The 22,416-nt window shown below is 69.7% G+C and carries 13 protein-coding genes; 10 read left to right on the forward strand and 3 right to left on the reverse strand.

Annotation, left to right across the window (positions count from 1 at the left end):
- The first annotated feature begins 18 nt into the window (after positions 1–18).
- The 3 genes from ACFVWW_RS08635 to ACFVWW_RS08645 all read left to right on the forward strand — a co-directional run bounded on the left by ACFVWW_RS08635 (position 19) and on the right by ACFVWW_RS08645 (position 3,118).
- The gene (locus tag ACFVWW_RS08635) at positions 19–552 is read left to right on the forward strand and encodes an EF-hand domain-containing protein (protein ID WP_386876858.1); all 534 of its coding nucleotides are present in this window, start codon (positions 19–21) and stop codon (positions 550–552) included.
- A gap of 174 nt (positions 553–726) precedes the next feature.
- Positions 727–1,998 (forward strand): glycosyltransferase, encoded by a 1,272-nt coding sequence (locus tag ACFVWW_RS08640; protein WP_386876860.1) that lies wholly within the window; start codon positions 727–729, stop codon positions 1,996–1,998.
- 154 nt (positions 1,999–2,152) lie between these two features.
- Entirely contained in the window at positions 2,153–3,118 is a 966-nt protein-coding gene (locus ACFVWW_RS08645) for a phosphotransferase (RefSeq protein ID WP_386877378.1), read from the forward strand.
- Positions 3,119–3,131: 13 nt separating this feature from the next.
- On the opposite strand, the gene ACFVWW_RS08650 is transcribed toward ACFVWW_RS08645, so the two are convergent.
- Positions 3,132–5,966 carry a tetratricopeptide repeat protein gene (locus ACFVWW_RS08650; RefSeq protein WP_386876862.1) on the reverse strand — a complete coding sequence of 945 codons (2,835 nt, stop codon included), beginning with the start codon at positions 5,964–5,966 and terminating at the stop codon, positions 3,132–3,134.
- 209 nt (positions 5,967–6,175) lie between these two features.
- Here ACFVWW_RS08650 and ACFVWW_RS08655 point away from each other — a divergent pair, with 209 nt between their 5' ends.
- The 3 genes from ACFVWW_RS08655 (at position 6,176) to ACFVWW_RS08665 (ending at position 10,025) form a co-directional block, all read left to right on the forward strand.
- On the forward strand, positions 6,176–6,568 hold the full coding sequence (locus tag ACFVWW_RS08655) for a hypothetical protein (RefSeq protein ID WP_384191188.1): 393 nt from the start codon (positions 6,176–6,178) through the stop codon (positions 6,566–6,568).
- A gap of 8 nt (positions 6,569–6,576) precedes the next feature.
- The gene (locus ACFVWW_RS08660) at positions 6,577–7,692 is read left to right on the forward strand and encodes an FAD-dependent oxidoreductase (protein WP_386876864.1); all 1,116 of its coding nucleotides are present in this window, start codon (positions 6,577–6,579) and stop codon (positions 7,690–7,692) included.
- A 290-nt stretch (positions 7,693–7,982) separates the two neighbouring features.
- Entirely contained in the window at positions 7,983–10,025 is a 2,043-nt protein-coding gene (locus tag ACFVWW_RS08665; RefSeq protein WP_386877379.1) for a TerD family protein, read from the forward strand.
- Between the two features lie 38 nt (positions 10,026–10,063).
- On the opposite strand, the gene ACFVWW_RS08670 is transcribed toward ACFVWW_RS08665, so the two are convergent.
- Positions 10,064–11,497, reverse strand: coding sequence for an oxygenase MpaB family protein (locus tag ACFVWW_RS08670; RefSeq protein ID WP_386876866.1), 1,434 nt, complete (start codon positions 11,495–11,497; stop codon positions 10,064–10,066).
- 250 nt (positions 11,498–11,747) lie between these two features.
- Here ACFVWW_RS08670 and ACFVWW_RS08675 point away from each other — a divergent pair, with 250 nt between their 5' ends.
- The 4 genes from ACFVWW_RS08675 (at position 11,748) to ACFVWW_RS08690 (ending at position 19,677) form a co-directional block, all read left to right on the forward strand.
- Positions 11,748–14,621: an ABC transporter substrate-binding protein gene (locus ACFVWW_RS08675; RefSeq protein ID WP_386876868.1), complete on the forward strand. Its 2,874-nt coding sequence runs from the start codon at positions 11,748–11,750 to the stop codon at positions 14,619–14,621.
- 107 nt (positions 14,622–14,728) lie between these two features.
- The gene (locus ACFVWW_RS08680) at positions 14,729–17,875 is read left to right on the forward strand and encodes a SpoIIE family protein phosphatase (RefSeq protein ID WP_386876870.1); all 3,147 of its coding nucleotides are present in this window, start codon (positions 14,729–14,731) and stop codon (positions 17,873–17,875) included.
- A 156-nt stretch (positions 17,876–18,031) separates the two neighbouring features.
- Positions 18,032–18,448 (forward strand): YciI family protein, encoded by a 417-nt coding sequence (locus ACFVWW_RS08685; protein WP_384191201.1) that lies wholly within the window; start codon positions 18,032–18,034, stop codon positions 18,446–18,448.
- A complete protein-coding gene (locus ACFVWW_RS08690; protein ID WP_386876872.1) occupies positions 18,445–19,677 on the forward strand; it encodes an RNA polymerase sigma factor in 1,233 nt (410 codons plus the stop codon). Before ACFVWW_RS08685 ends, ACFVWW_RS08690 begins: the two co-directional genes overlap by 4 nt.
- 106 nt (positions 19,678–19,783) lie before the next feature.
- On the opposite strand, the gene ACFVWW_RS08695 is transcribed toward ACFVWW_RS08690, so the two are convergent.
- The gene (locus ACFVWW_RS08695) at positions 19,784–22,348 is read right to left on the reverse strand and encodes a hypothetical protein (protein WP_386876874.1); all 2,565 of its coding nucleotides are present in this window, start codon (positions 22,346–22,348) and stop codon (positions 19,784–19,786) included.
- Between the last annotated feature and the right edge of the window lie 68 nt (positions 22,349–22,416).

Raw genomic sequence — 22,416 nt, forward strand, 5'->3', positions numbered from 1 at the left:
ATCGAAAGGTGACTCACCATGCGGACGGAAGCACTCGACCGGGTTGAACTCGTCTTCACTCTCTTCGACGTCAACGGCAACGGATATCTTGAGGCCGAGGATTTCGAGGCCATGGCGAAGCGCGTGATCCAGGCGGTACCCGACGCCGACGACGGCGCGAAGAGCACCATGCTGGCCGCCTTTCAGACGTACTGGACGACCTTGGTCAGCGAGCTGGACGCCGACCACGGCGGCAGGGTCAGCTTCGACGAGTACACGGCCTGTGTCCTTTCTCCGGAGCGCTTCGACGAGGCGATCTCCGAGTTCGCCGAGGCGCTCTCCGCCCTGGGCGACCTGGATGGCGACGGGGTCGTCCAGCGGCCCGTCTTCGTCGCGCTCATGACGGCCATCGGCTTCCAACTCGCCAACATTCACGTCCTGTTCGACGCTTTCGGTCCCACGGATTCGGATCGGATCGCGCGGGCGGTCTGGGCCACCGGAATCAAGGAGTACTACAGCCCCGACAAAGCCGGCATCCCGGGGGACCACCTGGTCGGAGACGTAGCGGCCTGACCACCGCGTGCCGCCCCGCCGCCCAGCGGCCGCCGTCAGCCGGCCCTGCGGCCCCACGCCGTGAGGACCGCGAGGGCCTCATACGCAAGAATCCGACGGCCCTCTTCATGAGTGCGCACGTTCTGGGCTAGATTCAGGGAGATTATCGGCGGTTACAGCCACGGGGGGCGTGTTGTGCGGATACTCCTGTCCTTTTGGGACGGCGGAGAAGGTCATCTGGCCCGCGTTGCCTATCTGACATCGCTTCTCGAAGATCGTGGCCACCGCTGCATGATCATCGCGAGCAGCTCAAAGGCCGAGCGCGCCCGCCAACTCGCCCCCACCGCACAGATCCGGACGGTGGAGAACCGGCCCGCGCGGCCGCAGCCGGTACGGCCCGTGCCACCCGTCTATTCGCATGCGTTCCGGCACGCTCAACGACGGCTCGCCCTCGGATTCGATGACCACGAATTCATCGTGGCCAACACACAGCGGATCCTTGAGGTAATAAGGGCGTTCAGGCCGCACGCGATAGTGAATGACTACCACGACACGATCCGGATCGCCGCCGAGGCGGCACACGTACCGTTGATTTCCATAGCGATGGCACACGGGCTCTGCTCCGGCCCGACGCTCGGCGCCTGGAAGCAGGACGAGTTGGGCGAGCGCCCGCTGCCGGAGTGTGTCGGAAGTTTCAACCACAGCCGTAGTCTTTGGGGCCTGCGGCCCTATGAGGACGAACGGGAAACGTTCGAGGGAGAGCTCAACCTGGTGCCGAGCTGTCCCGCGCTGGATCCGTTACGGCGACGCGACACCGACGTTTACGTGGGCCCCGTGATGAACCCGCCGTCCGAGCAGGACCGCCCTCCGCGCCGCCGACCACTCGTCGTCTCCTACCTGGCCGAAGGCAACAACCGCCCGCCTTCCCCCTATCCCGAGGCGCTCGCCGAGTTGGTGGGCACCGAACGCACCATGGACTTCGCGATACTCGGCGGCGCACGGTACGCCCGCTGCTTCAACACCGGCGACTCAACCGGCGACTCATTCCTCGGGATGGTCCCGCCCCAGCGATATCTGGAACTGCTCGGCCGGGCGGACCTCGTGATCACGCACGGCGGAACCACCCTCGTCCACGCGGTGGAACGGTCCGTACCGGTGCTCTGCCTCCCCTGGACCTCGTCGGAAGCCGCTTGGGGCGTGCAGGTGGAGCGGCAAGGATCGGGAATCCTGTTTCCCGCCTACCGCCGGCCGCTCGAGTGGCGGGTGGACAGGACCGTCCATCCGTCGGCACCGCTGGCGGGCCACTGGTCACCGCACATCACAGCGGAGGGATTGCGGCAGAGCGTACGTCGGATCCTGGATGAGCCGAGCTACCGGAACGCCGCGGCCGATCTGGCCCAGCAACTGTCCGCCGCCCGCGCCGGTGTCGACCTCGTCGACCTTGTGCAGAGCATTGCCGCCCGGTAGTGCCAGCGACCGAGACCACTCGGCCGCGTGACCGATGCCAGATCGGGGGGTGACAAGTCTGCTCCGCTACTGCGGCGAATTGTCGGCCGTATCAACAGGACTACGACACCACGCGGACGAACCCGCTGCGGCAACGGAATCGTCGGTGACCGCGATGCTCGGTCACCGACTCTTGTCGACCGTGACATCGCACAACACGCCAACCGCCCTCTATTACTTCAGCGCGGGCGGCGCCACCTACGTACTGAAGGTCGAATTCGGACAGGGGCAGACGCTGCGGGACGAGATCCAGTGGTATCGCGACACGGCACGGATCAGCCTGCCCAGAGAGTTGTTCGTCGGGAGCCACATCGGAAAGAACTTCTCTTTTGTGCTGCTGAAATACTTCGGTGACGGATCGACGGTTGACGACGCCGCGCTCGCCGGCGCGCCGGCCCATGAACTTGGACGCCACATTGTCCGCGCGCTTCGCGGCGAGGCCGAGCTGTTCGAGCGTACGAAGCGTTCCGCCACGTCCGCCCAGATGCACCTTCTCGTGACGCGACGGTACGACCAACGCCGCACCCAGGCCCTGGCGTTTCCCTACCTACGACGGCTGATGGACGCGCGGTTCGTGACGGTGAACGGCGAGTCGCTGCACGGTCCGGCGCACTGCTGGAGCCGGACGGCCGACGCGAAGCCGATTCTGGAATACCTGACGCCCCGACAGGTCGGTATGACCTTCGGGGATCTGCACTGCGGCAACATCCTCATCGGCGGCTCTTCGACCGAGGTGGTTGATCCGCGGGGCGGGGCATTGCTGCCGGTCACCTATGACTACGGCAAACTCGTCCAGTCCATCGAGGGCGACTACGGAGCCATCATGGCGGGCCGGTACGTCCTGCGCCGGCCGGCCGACGGGGAGTACGAGTTCGCCGCGGACAGCACGGCCGGATACGCCGGGCTCGCGGCGCTCATGGCGGAGCACTGCGATGAGCGTCTCTATCTTCAGTCCCTCTATCAGGCGGCGCTGCACTTCTCGGCGATGTTGCCCCACCACGCGTCGGCGGAGGAGGAGACCACGGCGCTGTATCTGTCCGGCACCGTGCTGTTCAACAAGCTGCTCGCGCGGCTCGCGTAGCGGGTACGGCTCGCTACCGCCCCCGCTCCTCCTGCCTCAGGCGGTCGAGTTCCCGACGGGCGGCCCGGGTATCGGGATGGTCGGCTCCCAGCACCCGCAGTCGGCCGTTCAGCGCGCTGTCCACCGCCACGATCGCTCCCGCGATGTCGCCTGTCACCGCCCGCCACCGACCGAGCTCGGCGCAGCTGACCAATGTGTGCGGGTGTTCGGTGCCGAGGACGCGCAACCGATCCGCCAGTACGGCGGCCAGCCCCGCCACCGCCGCCTCCGCGTCACCCGCCTCGCCCTGCCAGCGGGCGAGTTCGTGCCGGGTCGCCATGGTGTCTGGATGATCGGGACCGAGTATCCGGACGCGGTCGGACAGCATCTCGGTCAGGCCCCGTACCGCGGCCTCGGGAGCTCCTCCGTGCCCGCGCCACCGGGCCACCTCGTGCCGCGTGGTGAGGGTGTCCGGATGGTCGGGCCCCAGGACGCGGAGCCGATCGACGAGCAGGGCCTCGAACGCGGACGCCGTATCGACCGGCCAGCCCGCCTCACCACCCCACCGGGCGAGATTCGCCCGGGTGTCGAGCGTATCCGGATGATCCTGCCCGAGCACCTTGATCCGATCCCGCAGCAGGTCTCGGAACTCGGCGGCGGCGGAGGCCACATCACCGGCCTTGCCCCGCCAGTACGCCAGGTTGCTCCTGGTGGCGAGGGTGTGGGGGTGATCGGCGCCCAAGATCCTCACGCGGTCCACGACAAGCTGTGCGAGCGCGCGCGCCGCACCGACGCTGTCACCCGCCTCACCGCGCCAGTAAGCCATGTTGTTACGGGTGTTGAGGGTGTCCGGGTGATCCGGGCCGAGTACCCGGACCCGGTCCTCGAGGAGTGCCTCCAGTGCCTGGGCAGCGCCGGCCGCGTCGCCCGCTTCACCACGCCAGTAGCCGAGGTTGTTACGGGCCTTGAGCGTGGCCGAATGGTCCGCGCCCAGCACGGTGAGCATGTCCTCGAAAACCTCCTCCAGCCCTGCCGCGGCACCGGCCGCGTTACCGGTCTCGCCGCGCCAGCGTGCCAGCGTCGCGCGGCTCGCCAGTGTGTCCGGGTGCAGCGGGCCGAGCACCCTGCGCCGCGCGGCGAGAACCTCCTGTGTCGCGGCGAGCGCACCGCTCGCATCGCCTCCGTGGCCCCGCCAGCGTGCCAGGTCCTGCAGGCTGGCGAGGGTGCTCGGATGGTCCGCGCCCAACAGCTCGGTCTGCTCCGTCGCGACCTGTCGCAGCGTGCACACGGCCGCGGCGGGATCCCCGGCGTGTCCCTGCGCACGACCGATCCTGGCTCGCGCGCCCAGTGCGTCGGGATGTCCCGCCCCGAGGAAACGTACGGCCGATCCGGCCATCTGCCGCCAGTACTCCACCGCTGCGACTTGCAGGCCGGCATCGAAAAGGCTGTCACCGGCCCGGTACAGGAGGCGGTACCGGCCCGACGCCCATAACTGGTCCGCCGCACAGCGCGCCAGCGCGTCGACATTGGCCCGCAGTATCGCGACCAGGCCGGCGTCGAGGTGGTTGTGGGCCGGCCACATCTCGGTCAGCGCGTCCGCCGCCGCCTCGGCCACGTACGAGAGATCGCCGGGGCCGATGGTCTCCCGTACCGCCCGGGCCGTGATCGCGTGGACATTGACCGCCCGGTGACCGCTCGACGAGTCGATGTGCAACAGGCCGTACGAGTGCAGCGCCAGGCAGGCGTCCCAGATGTGCTCCGCCGAGATGGCGCGAGCGGTGGTGCCCGGCCGAGCGAGCCGCGCCACGAATTCGGCGATCGAGGGGGTGTCCCAGAGCTGCACCGGATGGCCCGCCGGATCCAGCATCGCCGCCACCTGAAGCACGGCCCGGGCAGCGCCCTCGGGAGGCAGTGCGTCGGCGGCCTCCAGGCCGAGCGTGAGCGTGACGGTGACCGGCCGCCCGTACGCCTCCGCGTCGGCCCACCCGGGCAGCAACTCGGCAAGCGAGGTGGACTGTTCCACATAGCGGGCGAGGTAGCCGCCGCACGTGACCCGCTGTTTCCGGATGAGGTAGGCGGCGGCGTGCGACAGGGCCAGCGGCAGATGGCCGAGCGCCTCGGCGAGATCCGCGACGGAACCGTCGAGCAGGTGCCCGAAGCCGGCGGAGGAGAGCCGCTCGGTCAGGTAGGCCGTTGATTCCGCCGGGGTGAAGGTCCGCACGTCCACCACAGCTCTGCCTCCGCCAGTCAGTGCGGGATCCTTACGCCGGGTCGTCGCGACCACATGCCCTTTGCCCCCGGAACCGCGCGGCCAGAGGTCGTTCACGTCGTGCACATCCGCGATGTCGTCGAGGACGACCAGCCACGATTTCGTCCCGGCGGTCAGCCAGGACAGCAGGACATCGGCGTCACGTACGACATCGTCGCCGGTCGTACCCGGAATCGCCAACCGCCGCGCGGCCTCCGCGTAGGTCAACTGGATCGTTCCGCGAGACACGGCGGTCACCCAGATGACCAGGTCTCTGCGGTCGTCCTGTGCGTCCAGCGCCCGGTACGCGATCGACGCGGCGAGCTGGGTCTTGCCCGTCCCACCGCCCCCGACCAGTACATGGGTCGGCACCACGCCGGGCGCCGGGGCCCGCGTAGCGAGCAGCGCACCGCGTACCTCCGGGCGGGATTGAAACGCCGAGGCGAGGGCCGGGAGATTGCCGATGACAATGGGCCAGGGATTCGCGGACTGCGGAACCCCGTGGAAGTTGATCTGAGTGTTTCCGCTGGAACTGTTCAGCTGGGCGCCCTGGGCGATGTCCGCCGCCAGAGCGAGAGCCTCGGTGTTGCCCGAGTGGGCCGCGCTCGAACCGGATGTCATGTCGTCAAGACCTTGACGTAGCTTGCCTGAACCACAGGTGATCGATCTCTGGCATGTCTGGCATTCGGTGCGTTGGGGGCCAGCAACGCTACCCCTCGGTCCACTCCGGGCACAAGGCGTCACCGGACGGCACGCTTTATCAACCTGACCCACCTCGATAGCATGTCGTAACAGCGGCTCATCGATGAGTGACGAGTGAGGCGGTAGGGATGGAACTGGAAGCGGCTTCACTCGTTGTAGGGGCGCTCGCGGCCGGCGCCACCCAGGGATTGCAGGACACGGCGGGTGCGGCGGTACTGGATGTGTACACGCGGCTGCGCGACCTGATAACCACCCGGTTCAGAGGCCATCGCGAGGCGGAGACGGCGCTCGAGGGTTACGCCGAGGACCCGCAGACCTGGCAGGAACTGCTCGTGGAGTCGCTGCGGGAAACCGGTTCGCTCGGCGACCCGGCCGTGCTGGAGACCGCGGGGCAGCTCATGTCGCTGCTCGATCCGGAAGGCGCCGCGGATGGGCGGTACGTCGTCCGTGTCCACAACTCACAGGGCATACAGGTCAATCACCGCGGCGGGAACGTACAGACCAATACGTTCCACAGCTGACCCCGCGGATGGCTGACACGGTAGCGGTCGTCGGGGCCGGGCTGTCCGGCGCCGCGGCCGCGTGGCTGCTGACGCGCAGGGGATTCCAGGTCGAGGTCTACGAGAAAGCGGCCGTCGTGGGCGGCCATGTGCGCACCGAATGGATCCGGGGAATCCCGTACGAACCGCATGGGGCGCACATCTTCCACACGTACGACCGGCGCGTGTGGCGGATCGTGTCACAGGCCGTCGAGTTCGTGCCGTACCGGCATCGGGTGCTCACTCGGATACGCGGGCACGTCATCTCCTGGCCGCCGCAGGAGGACGAACTGCGCGGCCTGCCCGACTTCACCGACATCACGTGGGAACTGGCGCTCCGGCCGGCCACCGCGGACCCCACCAACTTCGAGACCTACTGTGTCTCCCTGCTCGGCCCTACGCTGTACGAGGAGAGCGTCCGTGGGTACACCCGGAAGCAGTGGGGACGGGATCCGCACACGCTGTCGGCGTCCGTCGCGAAGGGGCGCGTCGAGCTTCGCAACGACGGAAACGTCCATCTGTTCCGCGACCCGTACCAGGGATGGCCGCGCCGGGGCTACGGGGAACTCGTCGAGGCCCTGCTCGGTCCCGCGGTGGTGCACCTCGGCTGCACCGTGACGGTGCAGGACTTGCCTGCGATAGCGCGGGGTGGCCGGCCGGTGATCGTCACGTCCGCGTTGGACGACTTCTTCGACGAGCCCGGAGCTCTCCCTTGGCGGGGAGTACGACTCGAGCCGACGTACCTGCCGGAAACCACCCTGGCGCAGCGGGCGATGGTCGTCAACGAACCCGCCGACACACTCGCGTGGACCAGGTCGATCGAGACGAAGTGGGCGCTCAGCGAGTTGCACGACCGGCCGGGAACGGTCGTGATGCGGGAGTTCCCCGGCGCGCCCGCCAAGCACTACCCGGTGCTCGACTCGGCGGGTGAGAACCGGCGGATACAGGACAGCCTCGAACGCCGGCTCGTGGGCCGCTCGAGGAACCCGGTCTACGCGGCCGGCCGACTGGCGACGTACCGGTACATCAACATGGACGAGGCCATTCTGAGTGGGCTGCGTGCCGCGGAGCGGATCGCGGGTAAGGGCAGCGGCGGCACGTCGTAGACCTCACCGACCTCGGCGCGTACGGCTTCACCGCCGACCTCGTGAAAAAGAAGCCGGGATACTTCCGGGCCCCCGTTCGGTCCTCACCGGCCGGTCCCACCGGGGACGCTGTCCGGGTCTTCTCCTCTTCAACCGCACCAATCTTCACAACTCCTCCTCACCTGGGTGCCGGGAACGCTACCGTTCGACAGGTGCGCATCACGTATCCGTTGCGTCACAGAAAGGCATGTTCGCGGCTACCTGGGCCCGCTCCCGTAGCCGCGCGTCTGGGAGGGGGCCGTATGCATCAGATGGCCAAGGGTTCCAATGTCGGCCTGGCATCGCTGAGCGATGCCGCGGATTCCGTGATCGTCAGCCTGTGCTGGAGCAGCGCGGCCGGAGACGGGGACGCGGATGTGTCCGTGTTGCTGCTGGACGGCAACGGCAAGGTGCGCAGCGACGCCGACTTCTTCTTCTACAACAACCCCGCGGCAGCCGACGGCAGTGTGCAGCTGTTGGGGAAGAATCCGACCGGCAGTGGAAGCGAAGACCGCATCAGTCTTGATCTGACCGCCGTGCCCCAGGATGTCGAGCGCGTCGTGGTCGCGGCCAGCCGGGACAGCGGCTCTCCCTTCGGCGAGTTGGACGACCTACTGGTCACAGTCAGTGACCGAGTGGGCGAGACGCTGCTCGGGTTCTCCATCGCGGACGCGAGCGTGGAGACCGCGTTCATCTTCGGCGAGCTGTACCGCCGGGGCGAGGAATGGAAATTCCGGGCGATCGGGCAGGGCTACGACTGCGGGCTGGCCGGCCTGGCCACGGACTTCGGCATCGACGTGGACGACGAGAGCGATGATGCCGCCGCAACGGAACCGGTAGCGGTGGCGCAATCGGCGCTCGCAGCCGAAGTCGCGCCTCCATCGGTGGAGCCGGCGGTGGCCCTGCCCACGCAGGGCGCACGCGGCCCGCAGCCGGTCGAAGCCGAACCGCCGCCGGCGCGCGCCCGTCGCCCCCGTACCGCCAAGAAGAAGGTCACGCTGGCCGCCGTGGCGAAGAAGTCCCTCGCCGAGAACGACGGTTGGAAGCCTGCGCGGCTCTTCCCCGTACCGTCGCTCAAGAGCGACAAGGAACGGGAGGTGCGCGCCACCTCCGTACTGCTCTCGGTGATGGCGGAGGTACCGGAATTCGGGCGCCGGCTCACCGCCCCCTTCGGCGCACCGGCCGGACGCATGCAGACCTTCACCGAAGTCCCCCTGCCCCACGGAGAAAACCCGAAGCGACCCGACGGTGTGATCCGTGTGGAGCGGGCGGGCAAACTGTGGACTGCCCTGGTCGAGACAAAGACCAATGGAAATCCGCTCAAGCCCGATCAGGTCCAGAGCTACATGGACATCGCAGCTCGGCGCGGGTACGAGACGGTCATCACCCTCTCCAACGACGTGGCTCTCGAGGGCAGTCCCCTGGTGGCCGTCAAGACGGACGGACGGCGCAAGCACAAGGTCGCCCTGTGGCACTTGTCCTGGGCCGAGGTCGCACACCAGGCGCAGATGCTGATCCGCCACGAGGGTGTGGGCAATACCGCCCATGCCTGGCTCCTGCAGGAACTGCTGCACTATCTCCAGCACGAGAACTCCGGCTGTCACGGCTTTCAGAACATGGGTCCTGCCTGGGTGCCCGTGCGCAACGGCATCGACACGGAGACTCTCTGCAAGGGCGACCAGCGCGCCACCGAGGTTGTCGAGAGCTGGGAGCGGCTGATCCGCCAGGTCTGCCTTCGGCTGGGCGGTGAACTCGGGCAGAAGGTCCTGCCTGTACAACGCGCCAGACGCGGCACGGACCCGCACTCCCGGCGAGCCCTGCTCACGGACCGACTGTGCGAGGAAGGCCGCCTGAGCGCCGAGCTGCGCATCGACGGGACGCCCGGCGTCCTCGCGATCGTCGCGGATTTGCGGACCAGCAGAATCCGTGTCTCCATCGAGATCCCGGCCCCCGAAGGCAGTTACCCCCTCACCTCGGCCAAACGCCTGGCCCGGCTCCTGGCCCAGGCACCGGCGGATCTACACGTCGAAACCCTCGTCGAGGGAGGCAACGGCCCGCGCGGCACACTCGAGAAACTGCGCCCCGAGCCGGCGGACATGCTTCCCAAGGACGGCGCTCACATCACGGGCTTCCGGATGTCGTTGTTCAAAGGCATGGGATCGACCCGGGGCAGCGCCGAATCCGGATTCATCCGCAGCATCGACGATGCCGTGGACCGGTTCCACGGAAACGTCGTCGCTCACCTGTCCCCCTTCGAGCGGCTCACGGCACGCCGCACGCCGTCGTCCGCTCCCTCACCACAGGTGAAGGTGTGAATCCGGAGTCGCGGTGACGGGTGAGCTCGGGGGTGGGCTCAGGGGTGGCCGAGTAGTTGGCTGCCTGCGGCCAGGTCGGTGCGCGCGGTGAAGAACTCGGTGAATCCTCGGACGAACTCCTCCTCCGTGATGCCGCCGTCGCCGTCCTGGTCGAGCTGCCGGAAGCCGTGTGACAGCTCGGCCGGGTGCAGACGGGGGCCGAAGACGGCGCGGTACTCGTCCGCGTCCAGGACACCGCTCCCGTCGGTGTCGGCCGCGTGGAAGACCGCGCGTACGGCTATGTGCAGGCCCCGCGCCAGGTAATCCGGATCGTGGTCGCAGTGGGCCATGGTGGCCGCCACGAACTCCGCCTTGCTGATCCGCCCGTCTCCGTCCGTCTCCATGGCCCGGCGGAGCTGTTCCCACCAGACGTCGAAGGCCGCGTAGACCTCGGCCTCCCCGCTCTCGTTCAGTTCGAGTTGCCAGCAGACGTTGTGGGCCATCGCCCGCAGGTCCTGGGCGCCGACGAAGCCGTCGCCGGTCTGGTCGAGGACCTGGCTGAAGAACCGGCCCAGCTTGGGCCCGCGTGCGTCGCGCCGCCACCGACCCGGCCGGGCCGCGTGACGTGGAGCCGGAATGTCAGCGCGCTCCGCGGGCGGAGCCGACGAAACCGGAGCTGAACGGTCCGGAGCCGGCCGCGACCGGTAGCGCCAGCGGTCCGGCAGCCGGGTCGCCAGTCGGCGCAGCCCGTGGTGCAGCGCCCAGGAGAGCCATGCGTGGCGGCGTTTTCCGGAGAGCCCGAATCGCTCGCGGTAGGCGGGCGGCAGATCCGCGAGGGTCAACGACGTCACCACCACGGCGATCAGCAGCCGCAGCAGCGGCCACACCGGGCCGAGGTAGCGCGGCCGCCGGGGCCGCGGGGCCTCGCGGAGCATGTCGTACAGCAGGTAGCGCGCCTGCTCACCGAACTCCAGCCGCTCCCGTACGACCGAGTCGATGTACGCGGGCACCTCGGCCGCGGTGCTCGGCAGAAAGCCCTCCGGCAGCCCGAACGCCTCGCAGATCGGCCGGTACTCCGCGTAGAGCTCCGCCAGCTCCCGGGGGGTGTACGGATCGCCCGACAGCTCCCTCATGGCCACGATCGCCTCGTACAGGGTGATCAGGACCCAGGCCTGCGTGGCCGGATCCCGGGCCGAGTACGCGCGGCCGTGTTCATCGGTGCCGGTGATGCGCTTGTGCGCGCGGTTCAGCCGGGCGACCTCGCGCCGCAGCGTGTCCCGGTCGGCGCAGACCAGCCGCTGTCCGCTGCCCATCGTGTGTTCGATCCTGCGCCAGGGGTGGGCGCGGTACGTGGAGTGCTCCGCCGTCCCGGCCGCGACCACCGGGTGGGAGACCTGCAGAACCAGCAGCCGCCACGCCACGAGGGCCATGCGCCACTCGCTCAGGCCGCGCCGGAGCGGGGAGAGGGGGTCGGGATGAGCTGTGCTGTCCACGGATGAACTCCTCGGTCCGCGCGGATATTCTCGCCGACCCCGATCTGCTCATCCGCGACGGACCGGAAACTCATCCCAAATAAGTCATACCGCAAGCCTGGGGGCGTGCGATCCGGCGGACAGGCAGGCGCACGGGGCGCGTTCCGGCACTGTCACAGTTCCGATAATGTCTTCTGTCTCACGTTGTGGTACGGCAGACTCAACCCCTCACGTTCTTAGTCCTGAACTCGGCCAGGGGGAGGCTTGTTCGGTGACGAACGCAGATTCCGGCATCCGACGGCAGTACGCGACCACACCGCACCTGATCGAGATGCTCGACGCGCTCTTCCAGGGGTTCCGCCGACGAAGTCCCATGGCGCTGCCCGAGTTCGTTCTGCACGCCGAGTCCGGCACGGACAGCGCGGACGACCATGTCGAGGGCATCCTCTCCGAACTCGGTGAGGAGCTCGAAGCACGAGGCGTGCCGGTCGCTCTGGTGAAACCCTCGCCTCAGGACAGCGGTCTCGGGCCCCGGGTCCGTGCTCTGCGCATCGTGCAGGAACTCGGTGGCAAGGTCCCCGGGAGCGGGCAGGGGTCGTGCCTCGAAGACGAGCCGTGGAAGGGCGGCAGCCGCCAGTACGGCAGCTACACGTTTCCGCGCAGCAAGCTCCTCTCGACCATCGAGGATGTGGTCAAGGAGCAGGACGGCCGGGCCGATGCGGCGGCGTTGCTGAAGGAGCTGAACAGCAGGGGCTGGCGGCCCAGTGGCACTCACTGGGCCGAGCGGCTGGCCGAAGCGGCCAAGGACGCGTCCAAGACGCTGCCCGCGCTGCTGATCGCGGTCGTCGCCGTGCTGATCGCCAACCGGCCCTGGTACATCACCCTGGCGTTCGCCGCGGCCCTGCTGGCCGCGGTGGGCACCCTGAGCGCCCTGCCAGGCAAGGCGCCCGTCTTCCTCGGGCTGCGCCGTGAGATCCGCTGGTTTCTCGGTACGACCTACCTCAACCAGGGCCCGAGGGCGGAGCGCAGTGAAGGCCGTACCTGGCGGGTCCTCCACCTCTGGCCGCCCGGCTCGGTCCGTCAGCGTCTCGGCGCCGTCGTCCGGGACATCCGGGACGGCGGCCTGATGGACAACGCGGAGCCGACCGGGCTGAACGAGGACGCGCAGCGCAGGCACCTTCAGCTCCGTGTGCACGCCTTACGGGAAGACCTGCGCGACGCCCACTCCGCCTGGGCGCCGGACCTGCGCGGCCGCAAGCGCCCGACGCCGCCGGTGCTGATCCTGCCCCGGGCCGACATGGACAACGGCCGCATCGAACTGATCAAGGCGATCAGCGACATCCGCAGTATCCGCAGCGAACTCGACCCGATGCTGGTGATCGCGGCCGTCCGGCAGCCGGACATCGAGAATCTGCAGCGCAGCGTCACCGCCCGGCGTTCGGCGGGTGGTTCCCTTCCCAGGTCGGCCGCGGAGCTCCCTGACTGGTACGCCGCCTGGAACCGGGCCCGACGTGTGAGCCAGTCCCCGAGTCTCGAGGGGAGCACCCTGCCCTGGGTACTGAGGATGCCGCTGCCCGACAGGCTGCTGCACCAGCCGGACCTGGGGGTGGGCAGTCTCCGCCGTCCGGGACTCTCCGCCGGAAGGCCGCGGTGGACCTGGCTCTGGTCCCTGCCGGCCCTCACCCTGCTGCTGGGCGCCGCGGGAGTGGGCGTCGTACTCCGCGACGCCGAACTGGGCAAGGAATACTGCGTGGGCGGCCTGAGCGGCATAAACCGTGACTCCGAGCGCGTCCCGTTCGGGGGCGGCGAGAACGCCGAGTGCGTGGGCGTCGCCACCGGCACGGTCACCTTCCCCGTCGCGCCGAAGGTGCAGGCCCTCATAAAGAAGGCCAACGAAGAGATCGGCGACAGCGACTACGTCACGATTGTCTACGCGGGTCCACTGAGCGGCACCACCGGGGAACTGGTCAAGGGCGCCGAAGAACTGCGCGGCGCCTACCTCGCGCAGGTGACACGCAACGAGCAGTCCCCGGTCAAGCTCAGGATTCTGGTGGCCAACGGCGGCAAGGACATGTACAGCCAGCAGATCATGGCCAAACACATCGTCGACCTCGCGCGCAGGGACAAGTCGATCGTCGGCGTGGTCGGCATGGGCCGGGACATGACCGACAGCGACAAGGTCCAGGACATGTTCCGTGAGGCCGAACTGCCGGTGGTCTCCGGCACCAACTCCGGGACGTACCTCGCCCAGTACCCCAACTTCTTCGGCCTTGCCGCGACCGACAAGTGGCAGAGCGAACAACTCGCCCTCATCGCTCAGCAGTTGACGACGACGCCCGAGAAGGAGCGTGCTGTCGTCCTCGCCCGCGACCCCGGGGAGAGCCACGATCGCTACACCGTGGAGCAGAAGGAGTACGGCACGCGGATGCTGACAGCCGCCGGCTACCGGGTGGAGGTGCTGCCGGACTACGGCCTCGAGAACGGCAAGCCCGTGCTCGACAGTCAGATCGCGGACATCTGCCGGGGAGACGTACCGCTGGCCTTGTACTTCGCGGGCCGGTCCGAGGACGTCACGCCGCTGATGAACGGCATCATCTCCACTCCCGCCTGCAACCGGGAGCAGATCGCGGTGCTGGCCGGCGACGACCTGTCCAGGGCGGGCTTCGCGACCAAGCGCAGCCTGGTCGCGGCCAACGTCACGCTCTATCACCTCACCCTGACCGCGCTGGAGAAGTCCGCGGACCGCTCGGTCTTCTACGACCGCCTGGCCAACCTCCCCAAGAAGGCGAGCGAGGACCTCGGCCTGAGCCCCCGGGCGACGTACAAGTCAGAGGAACTGGCCGACGGGCAGACGGCGCTCACGCATGACGCGACGGAAGTGCTGTACCGGGCGGCCACCCGCGACGGAAAGCCGCGCGGCCGGGCGGAGGCGTGGGCGAACCTCCGGATGATGGACGTGACGTCACTCGCGACAGGGCGCATCAACTTCACCGTGCCGTTCTCCGACGAGCGCCCCAAGGGGTACGCGGTCTCCCTGGTGCGGGTCGCGAACCCGGGCAGCGGTGACTACAAGCGGACCGTGCTGTGCGCAAGGGCGGCGGGCGACACCGAGCCGCTGACCAAGGAGCTGTGTTCCATCGGGTGAGCCGTTCACGTCACGATTGCTTCAAATAGACTCTAAAGGGGAAGTAGGGGCTGTAAGGGGCATCCGAGGCAGCCCTGTCGTACGCGTGCGCGGCGGGAGGTGGGCGAATGGCGGAGCAGGTCCCCAGGGACATGGATGCCGCCTCTGCCGCGCGGCTGAACATGATCACCAAGGCGGGTGACGAGCTGGGGGGAGCCGATCTCCTGGGCTTCGCGCTCGACCACGCGGTGACAGAGGTGGGCGGGCTGGGCGGGATGGTGCATCTGCGGGGGCCCGGCGGGCGGGGCCTGCTGCTGATGGCGGCGCATGGTCTGGTCCGTACGGTCGCCCAGGACTGGGAAGAGATCGAGGAGACCGGACCCACCGCCCCGGCCCGCGCGGTGACCGACGGCACGACGGTCTGGGTGCCCGCCCATGACGGTGGGGGCGGTACGGACGGCCATGACGGCGGGGACCGTACGGACCGCGAGCCCGGTCCAGTCAGCCAGGACGACCCGGACGGTCCAGACGGTCCAGACGCCCGGGATGATACGGACGGCGGAGACACGGTGCCCGGGGTCGCCCCCGGGCACCTCCCGTACGGAGCCGCGCACCGGGAGCGCGGCTCCGCGCTGCCGGCCGGCAGCGGCCTGCTGGCCGTCCCGCTCCTCACCCCGGGCGGCGTGGCGGGCGCCCTGTCCGTGCTGGCGGTCGACGGCGACGAGCCCACACCACGGCAGCGGGCGACCGTCGAGGCGCTCGCCGCCTGGGCCGCCCTCCGTCTGCGCGAACACTCGGTGACGCCGCGGGCGGCGGACGCCGGTCAGCTGTGGGAGCAGCCGCCCGACACCCCACTGTGGGAACAGCCGCCGGCCACCCCGCTGCGGCAGGCGCTGCAGGCGGTCAGGGTGGGTTCGTGGGAGTGGGAGCTGGCCACCGGCGAGCAGATCTGGGACGAGCCGACCCTCACCCTCCTCGGCATGGACCCGAGCTCACCGAAGCAGCGCTTCGAGACCTGGACCAGCCTGGTCCAGCCCGATGACCTGCCGTGGGTGCTGGTCGAGGTCGAGCAGGCGATCCGCAACCGCAGAGTGTTCAGCGTGGAGTACCGGATCTGCCGGCCGGACGGAACCACGGGCTGGGTCAACGCGCGTGGCCGCGTTCTGCTCGGCCAGGACGGTGAACCGTCCCGCATGGTCGGCACGCTGTGGGACACGACCGAGAGCCGTATCGCCCGGGATTCGGTGAGCCGCGCGCTACGCCACATGAGCGACGCGTTCTTCGCGGTCGGCAGGGACTGGCGCATCACCTTCGTCAACGTCGAGGCGGAGCGGCTGCTCGGCGCCTCCCACACGCTGCTCGGCCGGGTCCTGTGGGACGCCTTCGCGGCCGTCAGCGTCGATGTCGTGGAACTGGGCCTGGAGACGCGCTACCGGGAGGCCGCCGAGAGCGGCACCCCGGTCGGGTTCGACGTGCGGTGGCCCACCAACCAGCACTGGTACCACATGCGCCTGGTCCCGGTGCCCGACGGACTGACGGTGTACGCCGCCGATGTCACCCAGACCCGGTCGCGGGAGGCCGAGCGCACCGCCGCGGAACACGCCGCGGCCGAGCGCAACGCCCGGATCACCGAGCTGACCAACGCGCTCGCGGAGGCCCTGACGATGCACGACGTGGTGAACGCCGCCGCCGAACGGGTCATGCAGCCGTTCGGCGCCACCGGCCTCGTCGTCCAGCTCATCCAGGACGAGACGATACGAGTCGCCGGGGCCGTCGGGTATCCGCAGGCGTTTCTCGACAGCATCGACGGCTCTGCGGTGGGCGCCGTCGGCGCGGTCGAGGATGCCTTCCGCAGCAGGAAACCGGCCTTCATCTCCTCGGTCGAGGAGTACGTCGAGCTCTATCCCGAGTCGGCCGAGCGCCCCGCCGAGGCCGAGAAGCGCGCCTGGGCCTTCCTGCCCCTGATCGTCTCCGGCCGCGGCATCGGCTGCTGCGTCATCTCCTTCAACGAGTCGCGCCATCTCATCGGGGAGGAGCGGGCGCTGCTCACCGCGCTCAGCGGGCTGATGGCGCAGGCCATCGAGCGCGCCCGGCTGTACGACACGGAGCACACCCGGGCACAGGAGCTCCAGCGGGGCCTGCTGCCGCACGCCCTGCCGACGCTGCACGCCGTCACCGCCGCCGCGCGCTATCTGCCCGCCAGCGAGGGCATCGACGTCGGCGGCGACTGGTACGACGTGATCCCCCTGTCCGGCGCCCGGGTGGCGCTGGTCATCGGCGATGTGATGGGGCACGGCCTGTCCGAGGCCGCCACCATGGGGCGGCTGCGCACCGCCGTGCACACGCTGGCCGATCTGGAGTTCCCGCCCGCCGAACTGCTCACCCGCCTCAATGACGTGGTGAACGACCTCGGGGACGACTTCTTCGCCACCTGCCTGTACGCCGTGTACGACCCCGCCACCTCCACCTGCACCTTCGCCCGCGCCGGGCATCCCCCGCCGGCCATCCTGCATCCCGGGGGCACCGTCCAGTTCCTCGACCACTCGCCCGATCCCCCGCTGGGCGCCGCCCGACCGCCGTTCGAGACCGTCGAGGTCAGCCTGCCCGAAGGCAGCCTGCTCGTCCTCTACACCGACGGGCTGGTCGAATCCGCCACCCGGGACATCGACCGCGGTATGGAGCAGCTGGCGAGCACGCTGGCCGACGCGGGCACCGGTCCCGGCGTTCACGCCGCGGGCACCGGCGTTCACGCCGCCGGGACCAAGGCCGCACGGCGCGACATCGCCCGGGGCGAGAGCGAGTCACTGGAGCGGCTGTGCGACGACGTACTGGCCGCGCTGCTGCCGGAGAAGCAGCTCACGGACGACGCCGCGCTGCTCATCGCCCGTACCCACGCGACCGCCCCCTGCGACATCGCAACCTGGCGGCTCTCGGACGGGCCGATCGCCGCGGGCGAGGCACGCGACCATGTCCGGGAGCAGTTGACCCGCTGGGATCTCGACACCCTCACCATGACCGCCGAGCTGCTGGTCAGCGAGCTGGTCGGGAACGCCATCCGGTACGGCAAGGGCCCCATCGGGCTGCGTCTGCTGCTCGGTGAGGGGCTGATCTGCGAGGTCTCGGACGGCAGTCTGACCACGCCCCGTATCCGCCATGCCTCGGACACCGACGAGGGCGGCCGCGGACTGCAGCTGGTCGCCGCGCTCTCCCAGCGCTGGGGTACGCGCTACACCGCCACCGGCAAGTGCATCTGGACCGAACAGCAAGTGCCCTGACCCCCGAGCCCGGCCACTCCGCCTGACCTGCGGCCCGGCCCCGCGAAAAGATTCCAAAAAAATCTTCCGCGCGGTGTCGAGAACCCGTCGCCCGCTCCGACGTCCCCTGTGAGAGTTGCCCACGAGGGGCGACGGCGCGGCCGAGGAGCAAGAATCATGAAGTATCTGGTGATGGTGCAGGGCTCTCAGGCCGACTACGAGGCGATGCGCGGCAAGGGCTCCGCGCACTGTCCGGCCTGGAGCGAGAAGGACCTGCAGGCGATGTTCGCCTTCATGGGGGAGATCGCGAACGACCTCGCCGAGTCCGGTGAGCTCGTGGACGGGAACGGACTGACCGAGCCCGCGGAAGCCCGCTTCGTGAGCGCGGGCGACGACGGCCGGCCGGTGATTTCGGACGGTCCCTACGGCGAGACCAAGGAACTGCTCGCCGGGTACTGGGTGGTGGACTGCGAGAGTCTGGAGCGGGTCACCGAGATCGCCGCGCGCCTTGCGCAGTGCCCGGGGCCCGAGGGCACCCCCGCCTACCCGGTGGTCATCCGCCCCATCCAGGGCGCCGGCGGAGGCGATGTGTGAGACGCACGACCGGCATCGAGGACCTGCTGCGCCTGCACGCGCCGCAGGTCCTCGGCGCGCTGGTACGCCGGTACGGGCACTTCGGCGCGGCCGAGGACTCCGTACAGGAGGCGCTGCTCGCCGCCGTGCGGCAGTGGCCGGAGACCGGCCTGCCCGACAATCCGCGCGGCTGGCTGATCAGGGTCGCCTCCCGTCGCCTCATGGACCAGCTGCGCGGCGACGAGGCGCGGCGCGGACGCGAGGAGACGGCCGCCGCGCTCACACCGCGCGACGCCTTCACGGCGCCACCGCCCGGTGAGAGCCGCGCGCCGTCCGAGGACGACACCCTCACCCTGCTCTTCCTGTGCTGCCACCCCGGGCTGACCCCGGCCGCACAGATCGCGCTCACCCTGCGGGCCGTCGGCGGTCTGACCACGGCCGAGATCGCCCGCGCGCATCTCGTGCCCGAGGCGACGATGGCGCAGCGGATCAGCAGGGCCAAGCAGAAGGTCAGGGGTGTGCCCTTCCGGCAGCCGGGCCCTGGGGACCGCTTCCAGCGGCTCGCCGCCGTGCTCCAGGTGCTCTACCTGATCTTCAACGAGGGCTATACGGCGACCTCCGGCAGCGATCTGCACCGCGCCGATCTCGCCCGCGAGGCGATCCGGCTGACCCGGGCCGTACGCCGGCTGCTGCCCCAGGAGGGAGCGGTGACCGGGCTGTTGGCGCTGATGCTGCTCACCGACGCCCGCAGCGCGGCGCGCACAGGACCGTACGGGGAACTGATCCCGCTCGACGAGCAGGACCGTACGCGCTGGGACCGGCGGGCCATCACCGAAGGCACCGCCCTGGTCGAGGAGGCCCTGTCCCAGGGGCCCGCCGGCGCCTACCAGTTGCAGGCGGCCATCGCGGCGCTGCACGACGAGGCGGCGCGGGCCGAGGACACCGACTGGCCGCAGATCCTCGCGCTGTACGACATCCTCGTACGCCGCGCCCCCGATCCCATGGCCGAACTCGGCAGGGCGGTGGCGGTCGCCATGGTGCACGGCCCCCGGGCCGGGCTGGCCGAAGTCGCCACGCTGGAGGAGCGCTTGGCGGGCCACCACCGGCTCGATGCCGTACGCGCCCACCTGCTGGAGAAGGCAGGGGATGTCGAAGGCGCCCGCGCCGCCTACCAGTTGGCGGCCCGGCGCACGCTCAGCATCCCGGAGACCCACTACCTCCACATGCGCGCGGCCCGCCTGCCGCGCTGAACCGGCCCCTGATCCGGCCCCGGAAGTGACGCGGCGTGACGCGGCGTCGGCCGCCGGTCCTGGGGACCGGCGGCCGACTGTGTGGATCCTTGAGGTACCGGGCGCGCTACTTCACGTCGACGTAATCGCCGGCGGTGGTCACCGGACTCGTCGTGGCGGTGCCCGCGAAGCTGTAGCGCCAGTAGCCGTCCACGGAGGCGGTGACCGTCGTCTTCAGATTGCTGGACGCGTCGGTCTTGATCGTCTTGACGGTGGTGTAAGTGGTGGAGTTGGCCTTCCGGAACTGCAGCTTCACCGACTGGCTCGCGTACCCGTCGTACGCGGACGCCTGCCAGCTGCTCCGGGTCAGTTTGCCCGTGACGGTGATGGTCTTCCCCTTCGTGACCGGCTCGGGCGAGGCGTTGACCGTCAGCTTGGCGAAACGCAGGATCGAGGCGTTCTGCGCGGCGTGCAGGTCGGTGAAGCTCCGCCCGTCGGCGGACTGCGCCCAGGCGGCCACCTTCCACACGCCCGCCAGCCCGCTCAGGCCCAGGTCACGCCGTACATCCACGACGAAGTCGGTCCTGCAGGCCGAGGTGGTGGCGTTCACCTTCGTACAGGCGGCCGGCCAGGGGCTGATGAGGACACCGTCGGGCGTGGTGTACGAGCGGTGGTAGAGGTACAGATCGCCACCGGCGATGCCGGCCGGGTCGGTGGCGGTGAACTGCGCCGGGATCACCTGCGAGCCGGCCGTGTCGAAGACGACGGGCTTGCCGCCGTTGACCAGCACATTGGAGATCTTGGTCGCGCCGGCCGTTTCGTCTCCGCGGGGTGTCGCGCCCGCGAAGGCGCGCGTGATCGTACGCCGCAGGCTCCCGCCCTGGTCGTTCACGGCCGTCGCGCGCAGCGAGACGAAGGAGACCGACGACGGAACGGTCAGCTCGGCCGAGGCGCTCTCGCCGGAACCGGAGAGGGGCAGCGCGGTCCAGTGCGCCCCGTCGTCCGTCGAGTATTCGAGGCCGGTGAGGGTGTCCGCCGCCTCGGAGTGCCGGGTGGCGGCCGTCGCGCCGATACGGACCGGGCCCGCTCCGGCGGTGTTCCTGGCGTCGAGTCCCGACGTCGCGAAGTCGAGGTCGATCAGCGGCAGTTCACCCGAGCCGCTCTGGCTCGAGGAGCTGAACGTCCACTCGCTCCGCACCTGCGTGGAGAGCCGGGCGTACGGCACCCTGCGGGAGACGGTCTGGTCGAGCTCGTATGTCGCCCGCCCGCTCGGGACGGTGGCGGACAGCTGCTGATACGGCGTCATGTCGGCGCCCGAGGCGAGGGTCTGCCCCTGGGAGGTGAGCAGGTACGACGTCTTGGACCGGTCGTCGATCCCCGCGTTGCCGTCGCTGTCGGTGAAGGCCATGGGCTCGTACAGCCACATCTTCGTGGACTGCCGGGACGAGCCTCCGCCGTCGCGCGGGCTCGGCGCGAACGGGGCCGCGCCGAGCGTCTCCCCCGCCGATGTGCCCGCGGCCAGGGTCCTGTCCTTGAGCGTCAGAGAGTGGTCGTAGCTGCCGTAGTGCAGGATCCGCGAGTACGAGACGCCCGGCGTCGCGTACTCGGTGACGGTTCCGGGGACCGGGACCGAGGAGCCGAGGTACACACCGGTCCATTCCCCGAGGTTCGGCACGGAGAGCAGTTCGCCCAAGGTGCCGTTGCCCGGGGCGCGTACGGACGTGACCGTCTTGGCCAGGCTCGCCGTGCGCACCTGGGCCACGGGCGAGGCGGGAACCGTGTTCTGGAACGCGTGCGTCAGGTCGTACCGGTACGGGCTCGGCACACTGGCCGAGGTGCCCTTCTTCGCCAGCACGTCATGGATGCGGAGCGCGGTTCCGGGGACGGAGAAGGGAGTCACGTACACCGCGGCCGATCCGCTTCCCGCGAAGCCGGCGAGGTCACCTCCCGGGAGCGAGATCCATACGGCGGAGCTGTAGCGGCTCGCGGTCGTGTCGTCGACCTTGATCGCGGTCTCCTTGGCCGCGCTCTGGTCGAACGACACCGTCAGGCTCTTGGCGGCCACCGTGAAGGTCTTGGTGAGGAGGTAGCTCGGCTGCTCCCAGTCGCTGTGCAGCCCTACGGCGAAGTAGTCGCCCGGCGGCAGATTCACGCTCGCGCTCGCGCCTGCCGCGTCCGTGACGGCGTAGGCCGCCCAGGTCTTGCGGTCCCACACCCAGAACATCTTGCTCGTGACGTCCGCGTTGGTGATGGTGAGCTTCACCGGGTACGTAGCGGCGGCGGCCTTCGTCACAGCGGCGGCCTTCGTCGCGTTGAGCGTCCGGGCGCTCCGGTCGCCCGTGGCGATCTCCGTCGCGGCCACGGGCTGCCGCTGGTCCACCGGCCGCACCCGCAGGCTGCCGTCCGTGGACGTGTAGGCGTAGCGCCCGAGGGGCTTGCCCTGCGCGGGGACGACCTGGAAGTCAGGACCCGAGGCGGCGCCGCCGTCCAGGAGTTCGAGCCGCTCGCCGGTGGCGAGCCTGGCCGTTGTCGCGTCACCGGCCGTTGTCGCGTCACCGGCCGCTCGGGCGTCACCGGCCGTTGGCGCGGACTCGACCGTTCCGGCCGTCGCGGCGGGGGCCGTACCGTCGGCCGCCCAGCTGCCGCCGGGTATGAGCAGCACGGAGGCTGCCACCACCGTCCCGGTCAGCATGGCGAGTACGGCTCTTCGCGGTCTTCGGCTCCAGGTGTGCGGCATGTACGCGCGTCCCCCCTCTTGTC

It is taken from the genome of Streptomyces sp. NPDC058198 (assembly GCF_042882605.1).
In the GTDB taxonomy this organism is placed as follows: domain Bacteria; phylum Actinomycetota; class Actinomycetes; order Streptomycetales; family Streptomycetaceae; genus Streptomyces.